15 protein-coding genes are annotated in these 17,307 nt (G+C 58.3%); 4 read left to right on the forward strand and 11 right to left on the reverse strand.

Annotated features, from left to right (window positions below; genetic code table 11):
• Positions 1–252: 252 nt before the first annotated feature.
• The 5 genes from AD669_RS16500 to AD669_RS16520 form a co-directional block, all read right to left on the reverse strand.
• Positions 253–585, reverse strand: a complete 333-nt coding sequence (locus AD669_RS16500) for a DUF2790 domain-containing protein (RefSeq protein ID WP_053121645.1) — start codon at positions 583–585, stop codon at positions 253–255.
• A gap of 66 nt (positions 586–651) precedes the next feature.
• Positions 652–852 carry a co-regulatory protein PtrA N-terminal domain-containing protein gene (locus AD669_RS16505; RefSeq protein WP_053121647.1) on the reverse strand — a complete coding sequence of 67 codons (201 nt, stop codon included), beginning with the start codon at positions 850–852 and terminating at the stop codon, positions 652–654.
• Positions 853–1,102: 250 nt separating this feature from the next.
• Positions 1,103–4,252 carry a CusA/CzcA family heavy metal efflux RND transporter gene (locus AD669_RS16510; RefSeq protein ID WP_053121649.1) on the reverse strand — a complete coding sequence of 1,050 codons (3,150 nt, stop codon included), beginning with the start codon at positions 4,250–4,252 and terminating at the stop codon, positions 1,103–1,105.
• Between the two features lie 14 nt (positions 4,253–4,266).
• A complete protein-coding gene (locus AD669_RS16515) occupies positions 4,267–5,454 on the reverse strand; it encodes an efflux RND transporter periplasmic adaptor subunit (protein WP_053121651.1) in 1,188 nt (395 codons plus the stop codon).
• A gap of 49 nt (positions 5,455–5,503) precedes the next feature.
• Positions 5,504–6,751 (reverse strand): TolC family protein, encoded by a 1,248-nt coding sequence (locus AD669_RS16520; protein WP_053121653.1) that lies wholly within the window; start codon positions 6,749–6,751, stop codon positions 5,504–5,506.
• A 536-nt stretch (positions 6,752–7,287) separates the two neighbouring features.
• Between AD669_RS16520 and AD669_RS16525 the strand changes: the two genes are divergently transcribed.
• From AD669_RS16525 to AD669_RS16540, 4 genes are all read left to right on the forward strand, one after another.
• Positions 7,288–7,962, forward strand: coding sequence for a heavy metal response regulator transcription factor (locus AD669_RS16525; RefSeq protein ID WP_053121655.1), 675 nt, complete (start codon positions 7,288–7,290; stop codon positions 7,960–7,962).
• Positions 7,959–9,365 (forward strand): heavy metal sensor histidine kinase, encoded by a 1,407-nt coding sequence (locus AD669_RS16530; protein WP_053121657.1) that lies wholly within the window; start codon positions 7,959–7,961, stop codon positions 9,363–9,365. Before AD669_RS16525 ends, AD669_RS16530 begins: the two co-directional genes overlap by 4 nt.
• Before the next feature lie 258 nt (positions 9,366–9,623).
• The gene (locus AD669_RS16535; RefSeq protein WP_256218869.1) at positions 9,624–9,962 is read left to right on the forward strand and encodes a type II toxin-antitoxin system Phd/YefM family antitoxin; all 339 of its coding nucleotides are present in this window, start codon (positions 9,624–9,626) and stop codon (positions 9,960–9,962) included.
• A complete protein-coding gene (locus AD669_RS16540; RefSeq protein ID WP_053121660.1) occupies positions 9,959–10,336 on the forward strand; it encodes a type II toxin-antitoxin system VapC family toxin in 378 nt (125 codons plus the stop codon). Before AD669_RS16535 ends, AD669_RS16540 begins: the two co-directional genes overlap by 4 nt.
• A 761-nt stretch (positions 10,337–11,097) precedes the next feature.
• Here AD669_RS16540 and AD669_RS16545 read toward each other — a convergent pair.
• Genes AD669_RS16545 through AD669_RS16570 form a run of 6 tightly spaced genes read right to left on the reverse strand, consistent with a single transcriptional unit; the run spans position 11,098 to position 17,051 of the window.
• Positions 11,098–12,840 (reverse strand): ABC transporter substrate-binding protein, encoded by a 1,743-nt coding sequence (locus AD669_RS16545; RefSeq protein WP_053121662.1) that lies wholly within the window; start codon positions 12,838–12,840, stop codon positions 11,098–11,100.
• 48 nt (positions 12,841–12,888) lie between these two features.
• Complete coding sequence (locus AD669_RS16550) at positions 12,889–13,161, reverse strand: DUF2160 domain-containing protein (RefSeq protein ID WP_053121664.1); 273 nt, start codon at positions 13,159–13,161, stop codon at positions 12,889–12,891.
• A 10-nt stretch (positions 13,162–13,171) separates the two neighbouring features.
• Positions 13,172–13,972, reverse strand: a complete 801-nt coding sequence (locus tag AD669_RS16555; protein ID WP_008083745.1) for a carbohydrate ABC transporter permease — start codon at positions 13,970–13,972, stop codon at positions 13,172–13,174.
• Positions 13,973–13,981: 9 nt separating this feature from the next.
• The gene (locus tag AD669_RS16560) at positions 13,982–14,848 is read right to left on the reverse strand and encodes a carbohydrate ABC transporter permease (RefSeq protein WP_007912484.1); all 867 of its coding nucleotides are present in this window, start codon (positions 14,846–14,848) and stop codon (positions 13,982–13,984) included.
• A complete protein-coding gene (locus AD669_RS16565) occupies positions 14,845–15,957 on the reverse strand; it encodes an ABC transporter ATP-binding protein (RefSeq protein ID WP_053121666.1) in 1,113 nt (370 codons plus the stop codon). The genes AD669_RS16560 and AD669_RS16565 overlap by 4 nt, the downstream gene beginning before the upstream one ends.
• Positions 15,957–17,051, reverse strand: a complete 1,095-nt coding sequence (locus tag AD669_RS16570; RefSeq protein ID WP_053121668.1) for an ABC transporter ATP-binding protein — start codon at positions 17,049–17,051, stop codon at positions 15,957–15,959. The genes AD669_RS16565 and AD669_RS16570 overlap by 1 nt, the downstream gene beginning before the upstream one ends.
• Positions 17,052–17,307: the final 256 nt, after the last annotated feature.

Raw genomic sequence — 17,307 nt, forward strand, 5'->3', positions numbered from 1 at the left:
TCCAATCCCGATCGCTGAATTGGCAGCGACCGACACAGGCTAGAGGGCCGACGTCCGACGGACAACCTGAAAACAGTGTGGGAAGGTTCGACTTTTCCCAAACAGGTTTTAAACATCACGAATTGAAATACGCACCGTGATTGTGAAATCAGTCACTGTAGGAGCTGCCGAAGGCTGCGATCTTTTGATCTTAAAAACCAAAATCAAAAGATCGCAGCCTCCGGCAGCTCCTACAGGGGATTGTGGTTTTTTTCAGGTTCCGCCGTTGCGACACACGCCCGCCACGCTGTATTTGATTGTGTTGAGCTGTCCCTTCGAATCTTCGTATGTCATCGCCGTCGGCACCACGGCGCAGGCCGCCTCAGGCTTGACCACGCTCACCACTTTGACCACGTCGAGCTTCATCCCGTACGCGTAATCCTTCACCACCGGCGGCGCTTTGCCCTGGCTGGCGGCATACTGTTCCATGGCTTTGGTGTTGGCGCTGAGCGCGCGTTCGAAGGTGCGATCACCGCCGCCCTCGGCCAGTGCATTCACCGACACTGCCATCGCTGCAGCGAACGCTATCCGTTTAAAAATCTTCATGTCCATTGCCTCATCGAAAAGCCCGGCATCGGCAGTCGATGACAGGCTTGGTCACGTTCCGAACGCTTACAGCGCTTTGGTTTTGTCGTCTTTTTTCTCGTTCAACACGACAGGGTCGCGGGCCTGTTCCTTGGCGACGAACAGTTCGACGGAACGGTCGTTGGCGGCCATCATTTTTTCGAAAGTGCGATCACCGCCACCTTCGGCCATGACCAGGGAAGACACCGCGAGCGCGGCTGCGAAGGCACTGAGTTGGGCAAGTTTCATGGTTGATTCCTCGTTTAAGTAGCTGACGGGATCAAGGTAACAAGGTGAACCTTTCGTGACGGTGGCGGGGAAATTACAGATCCGTTATCTGCCGAAACAGCCAAATCCCCAGGCTGAAAAAAACCCTTGTGGCGAGGGGATTTATCCCCGATGGGGCGCGCAGCGGCCCCTCTCTTGATCCAGAAAAGAAGCGGGCCTGCTGCGCAGTCCATCGGGGATAAATCCCCTCACCACAGGGGTTTTTGTTGATTTATGGGATAGGGGTTATGTCCTCATCCCGGCGATGGGCGAGTTGGTAGAGGGCCGGCAAGATCAGCAGTGTGAGGATCGTCGAGGAGAGGATCCCGCCGATCACCACGGTCGCCAGCGGACGCTGCACTTCAGCACCGGTGCCAGTCGCGAGGGCCATTGGGATGAACCCCAACGATGCCACCAACGCCGTCATCAACACTGGCCGCAAGCGTGTCAGTGCGCCTTCGTTAATGGCATCGGAAAGCGAACGCCCCTCCTCGCGCAAATTACGAATAAACGCAATCATCACCAACCCGTTCAACACCGCCACACCCGACAACGCGATAAACCCCACCCCCGCCGAAATCGACAGCGGAATATCCCGCAGCCACAGCGCCATCACGCCGCCGGTCAGCGCAAACGGGATCCCGGTAAACACCAGCAGTCCATCCTTCAGGTTGTTGAACATCATGAACAACAACCCAAACACCAACAGCAACGCCACTGGCACGACAATCTGCAAACGCTTGGCCGCCGATTGCAGTTGTTCGAATTGGCCGCCCCAACTCGTCCAGTAACCAGCTGGCACCTGCACATCACGCTCAATCACTGCGCCAGCCTCGCTGACAAACGAACCGATATCACGCCCACGCACGTTGGCGCTGACGATCACCAGGCGTTTACCGTTTTCGCGGCTGACCTGATTCGGGCCGAGCACCAGGTCGAGGCTGGCGACTTCCTTGAGGGCGATAAAACCGATCTGACTCGCCGTGCCATTCACAGAAGGCACCGGAATCAGCAGCGCCGAGAGCCCGTCGATGTCCTTGCGCATGGCATCGGACAAACGCACAACCATGTCGAAACGACGATCGCCTTCATACAAAATCCCCGCCTGCCGCCCGCCCACCGCAACGGCAATCGTGTCCTGCACATCCCCCACATTCAGCCCATAACGCGCCGCCTTGTCGCGATCGATATTGATGGTCAGCACCGGCAAGCCAGTGGTTTGTTCAACCTTGACTTCAGAGGCGCCGTTGACCTTTTGCATGGCTGCGGCAATCTTCGCCGCCGTGGCGTTGAGCACGTCCATGTCATCGCCAAACACCTTCACTGCGACGTCACTGCGCACCCCGGAAATCAGTTCGTTGAAGCGCAACTGAATCGGTTGCGAAAGCTCATAGTTGCTGCCCGGCAGCGTCGCCGCAGCGGCTTGCAACTCGGCCATCAAGGTTTCGCGCGACTTGCGCGGATCCGGCCACTGCTCTTTCGGCTTGAGCATCACGTAGCTGTCGGAGATGTTCGGCGGCATCGGATCGGAAGCGATTTCGGCAGTACCGGTACGGGCAAAGACGCGTTCGACTTCCGGCACTTTCGCCAGAATCACCCTCTCCAGTCGCTGCTGCATATCCACCGATTGCGTCAGGCTGGTGCCCGGCACGCGCAACGCTTGCAGAGCAAAATCCCCTTCGCTGAGGCTCGGCACAAACTCGCTGCCCATGCGACTGGTGAGCACGCCGCTGAGCACGATCACGGCCAACGCAGCGCTCACTGCGACAGCGCGATGACTCATCACCCAGGCCAGCGCCGGCGCATAAACGCGACGTGCACCGCGCATCACCGCACCCTCTTCTTCCTTGACTTTGCCGGTCACGAACAACGCAATCGCCGCCGGCACAAAGGTCACCGACAACAGCATCGCGCCAAGCAAAGCGATGACCACGGTGAACGCCATCGGATGGAACATTTTCCCTTCGACGCCGCTCAACGCGAAAATCGGCAGGTACACGACCATGATAATCAACTGCCCGAAAATCAGCGGTCGCCGCGCTTCTTTCGCCGCCGCAAACACCTCTTTGAAACGCTCGGCGCGGGTCAATAAACGCCCATGATGCTGCTGCGCATGGGCCAATCGCCGCAGGGTGTTTTCAACGATTACCACCGCACCGTCGACAATAATCCCGAAGTCCAGCGCGCCTAGGCTCATCAGGTTGGCGCTGACTTTGTTGCTGAACATCCCGGTGAAGGTGAACAGCATCGACAACGGAATCACCATCGCGGTAATCAGCGCCGCGCGGATATTACCGAGGAACAAAAACAGAATCGCGATCACCAGAATCGCGCCTTCGATGAGGTTCTTTTTCACCGTGGCGATGGCTTTGTCGACCAGGTGCGTGCGGTCATAAACCGGCACGGCGATCACGCCTTCCGGCAGTGATTTATTGATCTGTTCAAGCTTGCTGGCCACCGCTTGCGAAACCGTTCGACTGTTCTCGCCGATCAGCATGAACACCGTGCCGAGCACCACTTCACGACCGTTTTCCGTGGCCGCGCCGCTGCGCAATTCGCGACCGATTTCTACCGTCGCCACGTTCTTCACGCGGATCGGCGTGCCGTCGACGTTGGCCATGACAATGTTGGCGATGTCCTCGGTGCTCGCCACTTGCCCCGGTGCGCGAATCAGCAATTGCTCGCCACTGCGCTCGATGTACCCGGCGCCGACGTTGGCGTTGTTGCGCTCCAGCGCCGTGACCAGATCGGTGAGCGTCAACTTGTACGCCGCCAGCCGTTTCGGATCCGGTGCGATCTGATATTCCTTGGCGAACCCGCCGATGGTGTTGATCTCGGCCACCCCCGGCACGTTGCGCAATTGCGGCTTGATGATCCAGTCCTGAATCACCCGCAAATCGGTCGGCGTGTAGCTTGTGCCGTCGTCCTTGAGCGCGCCCTCCTTGGCTTCCACAGTCCACAAAAAGATCTCGCCGAGCCCGGTGGAAATCGGCCCCATCATCGCTTCCGCGCCTTCGGGCAATTGCTCCTTGGCGATCTGCAAACGCTCGTTGACCAACTGACGGGCGAAGAACAGGTCGGTGCCGTCCTTGAAGATCACCGTCACCTGCGACAGGCCCGAACGCGACAGCGAACGGGTCTGTTCCAGTGCCGGCAAACCGGCCATTGCGGTTTCAATCGGGAAGGTGATGCGCTGTTCGGTTTCCAGCGGCGAGAACCCGGCGGCGCCGGTGTTGATTTGCACCTGGACGTTGGTGATGTCGGGCACGGCGTCGATCGGCAGTTTTTGATAACTGGCGATGCCGAGGCCGGCCATAAGCAGAACGGCGAGCAGGACGATAATGCGCTGCTCGATGGCAAACTGGATCAGGCGTTCGAACATGGGAGTCTTCCGGATCAGTGGCTATGCTCGGCTGAGGCTTTGCCCAGTTCCGATTTAAGGACGAAGCTGCCGGCGCTGGCGACTTGCGCGCCCGGCTCCAGCCCTTGGGTGATTTCCACCTGGCCCGCCGCGCGACTGCCCAACTCAACCGGGCGCGCTTCGAAACCATCGTCGGTGCGCACGAACACCGTGGGTTTGTCCTCGACCGTCTGAATCGCGGTTTCCGGCACAGCGACTTTTACTTCGCGGCTTTCGGTAGCGACCAGCGCGGTGACGAACAGGCCGGGGCGCCATGAGCCTTGCGGGTTTTCCAGGGTCACGCGCACGGTTGCAGTGCGGGTTTGTTCGCCGAGCAAACTGCCGACATAGGCCACGCTGCCGACGACTTCCGCGTTCAATTCCGGCGCGCTGACGGTGACCGCTTTACCCACTTGCACCTTGGTCAAATCCTTCGGTGAAACGCCGAACGTCACCCACACCCGCGACAGATCCGAGAGCGTGAACGCTGCCGTGGTTTCATCGACCACCTCACCCGGCGTCAGGTGTTTTTCCACCACCACGCCGTCAAACGGCGCACGCAATTCGTAGCGATTGCCGCCGGTGGCGACCACGCTGCCGCTGAGCACGCTGATCTTTTGCCGCGCATTGCTTACGGCGATTTCCGCCTCTTGCAACGCTTGGCGCGCCTGGAGGAAATCCTGCTCGGCGGAGATCTTGTCCTGCCAGAGTTTCTTCTCTCGCTCATAGGTTGTGCGCGCCAATGCCAAACGCCGTTGCGCCGCCGCTTGTTCGCTGCGCTGATCGGATATCTGCTGACTGGCGATCACCGCCAGCAACTGGCCCTTCTTCACCGTCTGCCCGAGGTTGACCGAGACCGCCTCGACCACCCCCGGCACACGCGGCACGACGTGAGCGGTGCGGTCTTCGTCGAAGCGCACTTCACCGGGGAACGGCAAGCCGAGGCTGATGTTTTGCGGTTTCGCTTCAGCCAATTGAATGCCGGCAGCAGTGATTTGCTCGGCGCTCAATTCGATGTGCCCTTCTTCGCCATGCTCAGCCGCAGCGCCTTCTTCAGCGTGATCGGCGTGATCCGCCGCTTCATCGGCATGCGCGTCGATGGAGGCAGTGCCCGACCACATCGAGCCCACACCAATGCCCAGCGCCAATGTCGCCGCAGCGACCACAATCAATTTTTTATCCATGGAAACTCCTCTGCGCCGTGCCATCGCGCAGTGCTCAAAAAGATGAAATTCAAGGGCTGACGGCGAGCTCGCCGAAGATCCGTTCGATGCGTACGCGGGCGTCGGTGGCTTCGCTGACGGCCTGGATGTATTGGCTGCGCGCGGCGATCAAGGTGCGCTGCGCATCTAGCACATCGAGGAAGCCGAACTTGCCCATTTCAAAGCCGCGCGTGGCGCTGTCGACCGCACGTTGCGCGGCGGGCAGGATGGTCTGGTTGAACGCTGTGACTTCGCCGTTGGCGGTCTGCCATTGCTCAAGACTGGTCTGGATTTCGGTGCGCAAACGCAGCTCGGTGGCGTTGCGCAGATCCCGTGCCTGATCGGTGCGACGCGCGGCGGCGAGCACGTTGCCTTGATTGCGGTTGAACAACGGAATCGGCATCGACAGCCCGACCACGTTGACCCGTTCGCGTTCGGTTTCGCTGTATTGGCTGCCGACGCTCACGGTCAGATCGGGGATGCGTTGGGACTTCTCCAATCCCAACGAGGCTTCGCGCTGATCGATTTGCAACTTGGCCAGACGCAGTTCAGCGGTCTCATTCAGACGCTCGAGTAATCTTGTCGGCGGTGGAACAGCCATCAGGCTCTTCGCCGGTGCCTGCACCTTGGTCGATGCCGGCAAAGGCACGCCCATCACCTGCGCCAATTGTTGATACGCGTTGGCCTGATCGCGCTCGGCGCGGCTCACTTCAAGGCGTACTTCCGAGAGCTGCACTTGCGCCCGCGTGCCTTCAACGGGCGACGATTTACCGGCCTCGATACGCCCATTAGCCACGCGCAAACCCTTCTCGGCGAGCTGCAGCGATTGTCGAGACAGATCCAGGCGTTGCTGCGCGGTTTGCGCGCTGTTGAACGCTTGAATCACATCGGCGCGCAAGGCATTGCGCTTGCGCTCCAGCTCGATACCGGCGGCGTCCTGCGCGCGGCCGGCGACGTCGATTCGCGCACCGCGTTTTCCGCCCAGTTCAATCGGTTGGCTGAACATGATCGTCGTGGTGCGCGAATCGCGGCGAGTGTCTTCGGCCTCCCAGGAAACTTCGGGATTGGGGATCAAACCAGCCTGCACACGATCACCTTCGGCAATGCCGATTTCCCACTGCGCGGCGGCCAGATCGGGGTTACCAGCGAAGGCGCTTTGCAGGGCTTGATCCAGCGTCAGCGTCGAGGCATTCGCCAGGCTGGCACTGGCCAGTAACAGCAGGCCGCCGAGTGTTTTTTGCAGGCGTGATCGCGCCGTCAGTTCAATTAAACCGGGCAATGGCAGACTTCCTTTATTCAAGAATCTTTGATGCCGCCACGGTAGGGTTTTGAACTTATCGACAAGGTGACTGGAACATTACAAATCCGTTATCCACGGTTTGAACTAGTTGTTTTGTTCTAGGATGCGAAGTGCGAACGCTGTTGTCGTAATACATAGAAACAAATGCGGGTTAGATATCTGCTGAACAGCACTTGCCTGAATCAAAGTTATGGAAGTTTTGGGGTTCCCGCTGCGACCGACTGTCGCAGAACCCTGGTTTAAAGCGCTTGGTCGTTGACCCTGTAGCCACTACAACCTTTATTGTGCGGACTTCCCCTCACCCCAGCCCTCTCCCGGGGGGAGAGGGAGCTGACCGAAGTGTCTGGCGTTATTTATCGACCTGTTACATCAAGTCGATTATGGATTCAGTAAATTTGGTTCACGTCGGCGTAGTTCTGAAATATCCCCCATTCAGTCCCCTCTCCCTCCGGGAGAGGGCTAGGGTGAGGGCCCTTTGTAATTAAATACCCATTAAATATAAGTGGTGAAAGATCATGCGAATCCTTGTCGTCGAGGACGAGCTTAAAGCTGCCGAATACTTACATCAGGGATTGACCGAAAGTGGATATGTGGTGGATCACGCCGCCACCGGCGCCGATGGTTTGCACCTGGCGCAACAACAGGCCTATGACCTGATTATTCTCGATGTGAACCTGCCCGAACTGGACGGCTGGGGCGTGCTGGAACAACTGCGCAAAACCCACGCCACGCGGGTGATGATGCTCACCGCGCGGGGACGTCTGGCCGACAAGATTCGTGGCCTCGATCTGGGCGCCGACGACTATCTGGTCAAGCCGTTCGAATTTCCCGAACTGCTCGCGCGGGTACGCACCTTGATGCGTCGCAGCGAAAACATTCCGCTGCCGCAGGTGCTGAAAGTCGCCGATCTGGAACTCGACCCGGGCCGCCATCGCGCATTCCGTGGCGAGCAACGCATCGACCTGACCACCAAGGAATTCGCCCTGCTGCACCTGCTGATGCGCCAGTCCGGCGAAGTGCTGACGCGCACGCAAATCATCTCATTGGTGTGGGACATGAATTTCGACTGCGACACCAATGTGGTCGAAGTGTCGATCCGCCGCTTGCGCGCAAAAATCGACGACCCGTTCGACAGCAAACTCATCCACACCCTGCGCGGTGTCGGCTACGTGCTGGAGGCGCGCGAATGAAACCGGCCAGCCTGTCGATGCGCCTCGGTTTGACGGTGAGCATTCTCGGCGCGCTGCTGGTGGTGTTTCTGGCGATCCTCGCCTATTTCGCCCTGACCCATGAGCTGAATGCGCTTTCCAGAGACAGTCTGGAAAAGAAGATACAACAGGTCGAGCACAGCCTGTCGTTGTACGTCGACGCCAATGAAATCAGCGGTAAACCACATATTTTGCTCGATCAGGTGATGGGCCATGACAACCTCACGCTGACCATTTACGACCGCCTCAATCAACGCTCGCCGCTGCTCAAATCCGGCTCGGGACTGGCCGAGCCACGGGTTGAATTGAAGGCGGTTCGCGCGACCACCGATCAGTTGACCTACAGCGACAGCACCGACGCGGAAGGGAAGAAATTCCTCACCGCCTCGAAACTGATTCGCCTCAAGGACGGCAACAGCGTGCCAGTGCTGTTGTCGGTGGATAACGCCCACGACGAGGCGTTACTCAGCGCCTACTTGCGCTCGACGCTGATTGCCTTGCCGTTGTTGCTGGTGTTCATCGGCCTGACCGCGTGGGGCGCGGTGCAGCGCGGACTGGCGCCGATGCGCGAGTTTCGCAAAGTCGCGGCGATGGTCTCGACCCAGGATCTCGATCATCGCCTGTCGGTGGTGAACATGCCGCAGGAGCTCAGTGAATTGGCGCAAGGCATCAACTTCATGCTGCATCGACTGGACGCCGGGGTGCAGCAATTGTCGCAGTTCTCCGACGACCTGGCGCATGAATTGCGCACGCCGATCAATAACCTGATGGGCAAGGCGCAAGTGACGCTCTCACGCGAACGCAGCGTTGAGGAATACAAGGATGTGCTGGTGTCGTGCACCGAAGAACTGGAGCGCGTGGCGCGGATTGTTTCCGACATGTTGTTTCTGGCGCAAGTGAGTCATCCGTCAGCGCTGGCGCCGTTTGAATCGGTGGCGCTGGAGGTTGAAGTGACGAAGGTGGCGGAGATGTTTTCGCTGTCGGCGCAGGACAAGAGCATTCATTTGAACGTGGTCGGGAGCGCGACGGTGCTGGGTGATCGGCTGATGATTCAACGGGCGATTTCGAATTTGTTGTCGAATGCTTTGCGGCACTGCCCGAACGGGAAAACCGTCACGTTGTTGATAGAACAAGGTGCGACGCAGACGTCGTTGCTAGTGAGCAATCCCGGCGCCGGGATCGAGGCGCAGCATCTACCGTATCTGTTTGACCGCTTCTACCGAGTCGATAGCAGCCGCTCGAGATCGCAGGGCAGCACCGGGTTGGGGTTGGCGATCGTGCGCTCGATCATGAGCCTGCATCAGGGGGTGGCTGAGGTTAAGAGCTTGCCGGGGGTGATGACGGTGTTCCGCCTGGGCTTCCCCACCACCGAATCATCCCTGTAGGAGCTGCCGCAGGCTGCGATCTTTTGCTCTTGTTTTTTAGATCAAGATCAAAAGATCGCAGCCTGCGGCAGCGCCTACATAGATTTTCGGAGGTCGTGTCGGTCGATATTTTCGTACGACTTTTTACCGGTTTGCTCCCGTCCCTACGCAAACACCGAAAGCTCTCGCCGCAACCTCCGTTTTGTCCTACAGCCAGATTTGAGTAGGTAGTTCTATGGTGGTGGCCTTGGCAGATGGAATATCGACGAGAGGCAAAAAATGAACAGGGATATCGTTTGCGAATGGGCTGAAGAAGTCTATGAATTGGCAGTGCTGAAATATTCTGGCTATATTTGTCCAGAATACAGGGGTGAGCCGATGATCATCGTTCCGCTGGCTGAAGCAAAAAACAATTTATCCAAACTCGTCGATGATGCCGCTGCTGGCAAAGTCATTACGATTGCCAAGCATGGCCGAGCGATGGCTCGCCTCGTTCCCGTAGGAAAACCCAGCGCACAGCGAATTGGCGCAATGAAAGGCAAACTGGTGTTGCCCGACGATTTCGACTCACCATTGCCCGATGACATGCTTGATGCATTTGAGAGCACTCAAGCATGAGGCTTCTGCTCGACACGCACATTTTGCTCTGGACGCTCAGTGATGACGCGAGACTGTCCGGCAAAGCCAGAAAACTGATTGAGAACGCTGCCGATGTCTACATCAGCGCCGCCACCTTTTGGGAAATGGCGATCAAGGTCGGGCTCGGCAAGCTGAATGTTGATCTGGAAGAAGTCCGCCAATCTTGCCTTGATAGCGGCTTCATCGAACTGCCGGTGACTGCAGAACACGCCATCGCCGTGAAGGATCTTGAGCACCATCACCGGGATCCGTTTGACCGCATTATCGTGGCCACAGCAATGACCGAACCGATGAAGTTGCTCACGGCTGATCCTTTGGTTGCTCGGTACACCGACCTGGCTGTTTTGGTTTGACCTGATACCCCAGAAGCCTCAGGGCAGATGGCCTGCAAGCGATAGCGGTGGGTCAGTTGATTTCGATGTTGAATGGCAGACCGCATTCGCTTGCAGGCAAGCTCCCACAGTGACCTGCGGCGTGCGCGGAGTCTGTGGTCACCGCAGAAAAATGTGGGAGCCAGCCTGCTGGCGAAAGCGGTGGGTCAGTCAATTTTGATGTTGGATGGTAGACCGGATTCGCGAGCAAGCCCGCTCCCACAGTGGTTTGTGGCGTACCTAAATTTTGTGAACACTGCAAAAAAACTGTGGGAGCGGGCTTGCTCGCGAATGCGGTGGGTCAGTTGATTTCGATGTTGAATGTGAGGCCGCTTTCGCGAGCAAGCTCTGCTCCTACAAAAGCAAGATCAACAGATCGCAGCCTTCGGCAGCTCCTACATGGAATCGCGTTGAACCCAATTAGGCCGAGTGTCAGCTCGCCTGCTTTTGATCTTAGAGCCCGTCGGGAGGCTGAGTGGAGGGGTTCATACGGGGAAAGCATCGAGAGGAGGTGCAGCGAAGCAAACCGTAGGCGATGCCCCCGGATGAACCCGGAGCGAAGGAACCCGAGCCTTAGCGAGGGCCGGACGTCAGGGCAAAGCGTTTTGGTTACTTTTGGGCGTCTGCAAAAGTGACCCGCCGTAAGGGCGGAACCCTAACCAGCCACCCCCGCAGCAACGGATATGTACACCACCAGCCAAAAAAAAACGGCACCTACCAGTGCCGTTTTCCAGCTTCAATGTTTACTTCCGCGCATCCGCCCAAGATTTCAGCAGCTCGTTATAACTCACCGTCTCCCCCTTAGGCTTCTCATTCGCCAACTTAGGCTTCGGCGCCCCCGGCTGATCAAACCAATATTGCGCATCCCGCTCCGGATTCATCTTCGGCGCACACACCGCCTGCGCCTTCGAACGCTCCAGACGCGTCATGATCGCATCCTGATCCTTGGCCAACCCATCCAGCGCCTGCTGCGGCGTCTTCTCACCACTCGCCGCCTCAGCAATATGACTCCACCACAACTGCGCCAGACGCGGATAGTCCGGCACGTTAGTCCCGGTCGGCGTCCACTGCACCCGCGCCGGGCTGCGATAAAACTCAACCAGACCACCGAGCTTCGGCGCCAGATCAGTCATCGCCTGCGAGTTGATGTCCGACTCACGAATCGGCGTCAGCCCGACAATGGTTTTCTTCAGCGACACGGTTTTCGACGTCACAAACTGCGCATACAACCACGCCGCCAGTTTCTGCTTCTCAGGCGTCGACTTCATGAACGTCCACGAACCCACGTCCTGATACCCGAGCTTCATGCCCTCCTCCCAATACGGCCCGCGCGGCGATGGCGCCATCCGCCACTTCGGCGTGCCGTCGGCGTTGACCACCGGCAGACCCGGTTTGGTCATATCAGCGGTAAACGCGGTGTACCAGAAAATCTGCTGGGCGATATTGCCCTGCGACGGCACTGGCCCCGACTCGGAGAAGGTCATGCCCGCCGCTTCCGGTGGCGCGTAAGCCTTCAGCCAATCGACATATTTTTGCGTGGCGAACACCGCCGCCGGGCCGTTGGTGTCGCCGCCACGGGTCACGCTGGAACCGACCGGATGGCAGTCCTCGACGCGAATCCCCCACTCGTCCACCGGCAAACCGTTGGGCAAACCTTTGTCGCCGCCACCGGCCATGGAGAACCAGGCATCGGTGAAGCGCCAGCCCAGCGACGGGTCTTTCTTGCCGTAATCCATGTGCCCGTAAACGCGCTTGCCGTCGATTTCCTTGACGTCTTCGCTGAAGAATTTGGCGATGTCTTCATAGGCCGACCAGTTCACCGGCACGCCCAGTTCATAGCCGTACTTTTCCTTGAATTTGGCTTTCAGATCGGCGCGCTCAAACCAGTCAGCGCGGAACCAGTAAAGGTTGGCGAATTGCTGGTCAGGCAGTTGATAGATCTTGCCGTCGGGAGCGGTGGTGAACGAGATGCCGATGAAGTCCTTGATGTCGAGGGTCGGCGAAGTGAAGTTCTTGCCTTCGTTGGCCATCAGGTCAGTGATCGATTCGGTCTTGCCGTAGCGAAAGTGCGTACCGATCAGGTCCGAGTCGTTGACCCAGCCGTCATAGATATTCTTGTCGGACTGCATCACCGTCTGCATTTTCTCGACCACGTCGCCTTCTTGCAGCAGGTCGTGGGTGAGCTTGATCCCGGTGATTTCGGTGAAAGCCTTGGCGAGAACTTTCGACTCGTATTCGTGGGTGGTCAGGGTCTCGGAAACGACCTTGATTTCCATGCCGCGAAACGGCTCGGCAGCCTTGATGAACCACTTCAATTCTTCGAGCTGCTGTTCAGCCGTCAGGGTCGACGGTTTGAATTCACTGCCGATCCATTTTTTCGCCGCGTCTTCGTAGGCATCGGCCCACGCGGCGGCGCTCAAACCGCTGAGTGCCAGCATGGCTGCCAATGAAATGCTATGTCGCAGCTTATTGTTTTTGTCGAACATAGAGACCTCCTGTTTAGGATTTCGGAGCACGGTTGCCGATTGACTCGACTAGCCCCAACGCATCACAGCCAACAGCCACACCAGGGACAACGCGGACGCCACCCAGATGCTCCAGTCGGTGGCGCCGATCACCAGCAAATGCAGGTAGGCGCTGCCGAGAAGACCGATAAACAAACGATCGCCACGGGTGGTGGCAATCGGTAGAAAACCTCGCCGCAAGATGCTCGGCGAACGCAATTCCCACGTGGTCATGCCGACCAGCAGCAGACCGATGACGATGAAAAATGCTGCGGTGGGTGTGGTCCAACTCATCCATTCCATCATCAGTTCCTCAGACCCGACCGAGGGCAAAGCCCTTGGCCACGTGGTTGCGAACAAACCAGATCACCAGCATGCCCGGCAGAATGGTCAACACCCCCGCCGCCGCCAGCACGCCCCAATCGATACCCGATGCTGAAACCGTACGCGTCATCACCGCCGCTATCGGCTTGGCGTTTACCGAGGTCAACGTGCGCGCCAGCAGCAACTCGACCCAGGAAAACATGAAGCAGAAAAACGCCGTGACGCCGATACCGGAGCCGATCAGCGGAATGAAAATCTTCACGAAGAACTTGGGGAAACTGTAGCCGTCGATGTAGGCGGTTTCGTCGATTTCCTTGGGCACGCCGGACATGAAACCTTCGAGAATCCACACCGCCAGCGGCACGTTGAACAGACAGTGCGCCAAGGCCACAGCGATGTGCGTGTCGAACAGCCCAATCGACGAATACAACTGGAAGAACGGCAGCAAAAACACCGCCGGTGGCGCCATGCGGTTGGTCAGTAGCCAGAAGAACAGATGCTTGTCACCAAGAAAGCGATAGCGCGAAAACGCATAGGCCGCCGGCAGCGCCACGCTCAGCGAAATCACCGTGTTCAGGCTCACGTAATACAGCGAGTTGAGATAGCCGTTGTACCAACTCGGATCGGTGAAGATCACCTTGTAGTTCGCCAGCGTAAAGTCCTGTGGGAAAAGCGTCAGGCCGCCGAGGATTTCGGTGTTGCTCTTGAAGGACATGTTCAGCAGCCAGTAGATCGGCACCAGCAGGAACAGGATGTACACCAGCAACGGAATAAGCTTTCTTTTGCTCATGGCCGGGCCTCAGCGGTTGGCGTCGGAGTGCGTCATGGCGGTATAGAACAGCCAGGACACCAACAGGATGATCAGGAAGTACACCAGCGAAAACGCCGCTGCCGGACCGAGGTCGAATTGCCCTACGGCCATTTGGGTCAACGTCTGACTCAAGAAGGTCGTGGCATTACCCGGCCCGCCGCCGGTGAGCACGAACGGCTCGGTGTAGATCATGAAACTGTCCATGAAACGCAGCATCACTGCGATCAGCAGCACGCTCTTCAACTTGGGCAACTGAATGTGCCTGAACACCGCCCAGGCCGAAGCGCGGTCGATGCGTGCGGCTTGGTAATACACGTCGGGAATCGCGCGCAATCCGGAGAAGCACAGCAACGCTACCAATGAAGTCCAGTGCCAGACATCCATCACCAGCACCGTCACCCAGGCGTCCATTGTGTTGGCCGCGTAGTTGTAGCTGATGCCCATCGCGTTGAGGCTTGAACCCAACAAACCAATGTCGGCGCGGCCGAAAATCTGCCAGATGGTGCCGACCACGTTCCACGGGATCAGCAACGGAATCGCCAGAATGATCAGCACCACCGACGACCAGCGGCCCTTGGTCGGCATGGTCAGCGCGACGGCGATGCCCAGCGGAATTTCAATCAACAACACGCACGCCGAATAGATGAACTGACGCAGCAACGAGTCGTGCAGACGCGGATCGAGCAGCACTTGCTTGTACCAGTCAGCGCCGACGAAGTAGCGGCTGGACTGGTCGAAGATGTCCTGCACCGAATAGTTGACCACGGTCATCATCGGGATCACCGCACTGAACGCCACCAGCAGGAACACCGGCAACACCAGCCACCAGGCCTTGTTGTTCTGCACCTTGTTCATGGCTGCACCTCGCTGCTGTCGGCTTCTAGCAGAAACTCATCGGCATAAACCATCAGCCACTGCGCCGGAAAACTGATGTACGCGGTGCCCTGCGGCACCGGTTTGTCCTCGGCCAGACGCACTTTCAACGGTGCGCCGTCGAGGTCGAGGGTCATGATCTTGTAGGTGCCGAGGTCTTCGACGTGTACGACTTTTGCCTGCATCGCGTCATCAAACGGTTCGTCCCACACGTGAATGAATTCAGGACGGATACCGACCTTCAGATTTTTCCACTGGCCGTGCTCGATATGTCGCTGCATGGCGTCGGACAACGGCAAGTGCGTCGAGGCGAAACCGACGCCACCGGGTTGCGGCTGCACTTCGATCAGGTTCATTCCCGGGCTGCCGATGAAATAGCCGACAAAGGTGTGGCTCGGCCGTTCGAACAATTCCCGTGGCGTACCGAACTGCACAATTTGGCCGCCGTACATCACCGCGATCTTGTCGGCGAAGGTCGAAGCCTCCAGTTGATCGTGGGTGACGTAGACCATGGTGATGTTGAACTGCTCGTGGATCTGCTTGAGCTTGCGCCGCAGTTTCCACTTCAGGTGCGGGTCGATCACCGTCAGCGGCTCGTCGAAGAGGATCGCGGAAACGTCGTCACGCACCAGGCCACGGCCCATCGAGACTTTCTGTTTTTCGTCGGCGGTAAGGTTGCGTGCCTTCTTGCTCAGGAGGTTTTGCAGGTCGAGCACTTCGGCAATTTCCTGCACCTTGCTGTGCACTTTCGCCTCGGCCATGCCTTGATTGCGCAGGGGAAAGGCAAGGTTATCGAACACGGTCATGGTGTCGTAAACCACCGGAAACTGGAAAACCTGAGCGATGTTGCGCTTCTCCGGCGTCAGGTCGTTGACCGCTTTGCCGTCGAACAACACGTGGCCCTGCGAGGGGCTGAGCAGGCCGGAAATGATGTTGAGCAAGGTCGACTTGCCGCAACCCGATGGGCCAAGCAAGGCGTAAGCGCCGCCCTGCTCCCAGACGTGATCCATCTCGCGGATCGCGTAATCCTCGGCGCCGCTCGGGGTTTTGCTGTAGCTGTGGGCGAGGTGCTGCAAACGGATTTCGGCCATCAGGCAACCCTCGCGACACGCCGGCCCGGTGCTTGCACCAGACGGCCCTGCGCATCGAAAACGAACAGTTTGTGGGTGGGGATGTAAATGCGGATCGGCGCATCGACGTCATATTCGTGAACGCCGGGCAGGTGCAGCACCAGCAGGAAATGCTCGTTGCGCACGTGCAGGAAGGTTTCCGAACCGCTGATCTCGGCGACCTCGACGGTGACCGCCAGTTCGAGGTCGTCATCGTTGCTCGGCACCAGCGAGATGTGGCTGGGGCGCACGCCAAAACGGAACTCGCCCTCGCCCACCGGACGCAAATCGACGTTCAACGGGAAGTGCACAAAATTGGCGAAGCTGACTTCGTTGCCAGCGATGCGCCCCGGCATCAGGTTGATCGGTGGCTCGGAGAACAATTCGGCAGCGAGCACGGTTTGTGGCTGGTGATACACCGACGTGGACGGGCCGCTCTGAATCACCCGGCCTTCGTGAAGAATGGTCGTGGTGCCGCCGAGGGCCAGCGCTTCGTTGGGCTCGGTGGTGGCGTAAATCGCAATGGTGTGGCGCGCCTTGAACAGCTCGCGCATTTCCTGACGCAGTTCTTCACGCAGTTTGTAATCGAGGTTGACCAGCGGCTCATCGAACAGAATCAGCTCGGCGTCTTTGACCAGTGCGCGGGCCATGGCGGTGCGCTGCTGCTGGCCGCCGGAGAGTTCCAGCGGAAAGCGTTGCAAGAATTTTTCGATGCGCAGCATTCGCGCGGTTTCCTGCACTTTGCTGTGGATGATCTCTTTGGACACACCGGCCTGGCGCAGCGGCGAGGCAATGTTCTCGAACACGGTCATGGTTGGGTAGTTGATGAACTGCTGATAGACCATCGACACGTTGCGCAGGCGCACCGGGCGTTGGGTGACGTCGACGCCGTTCATCAGAATGCGCCCGCTATCGGGCTTGTCCAGACCAGCCATCAAGCGCATGAGGCTGGTTTTGCCGGACAGGGTGCGACCGAGCAAAACGTTGAACGAACCGGCTTCGAATTTCAGGCAGGCATCGTCGATCCAGGTCTGGCCCTCGACGGTGCGGCTGACGTGCTCCAGGGTGAGTGACATGGCTCGGCCTTTTTATTATTGGAGTCAAGCGACCTGTGCACAGGAGCGAGTTTCGTGCCAGAAATGGCAAGTGATTGATTTGGCGTGAGAATCGTTGAAAGCGTGGCGAACGGGCGTTCATTGCTGAACACATTTGAACAGTCGGGCGATTGACAATGAACAATAGTGAACAACACTCTATGAACGCTTTTTGCGAACCGATCCCCCTGTAGGAGCTGCCGCAGGCTGCGATCTTTTGATCCTGTTTTTTTACCAT

It is taken from the genome of Pseudomonas sp. P1.31 (genome assembly GCF_001269815.1).
Lineage (GTDB): Bacteria > Pseudomonadota > Gammaproteobacteria > Pseudomonadales > Pseudomonadaceae > Aquipseudomonas > Aquipseudomonas rustica.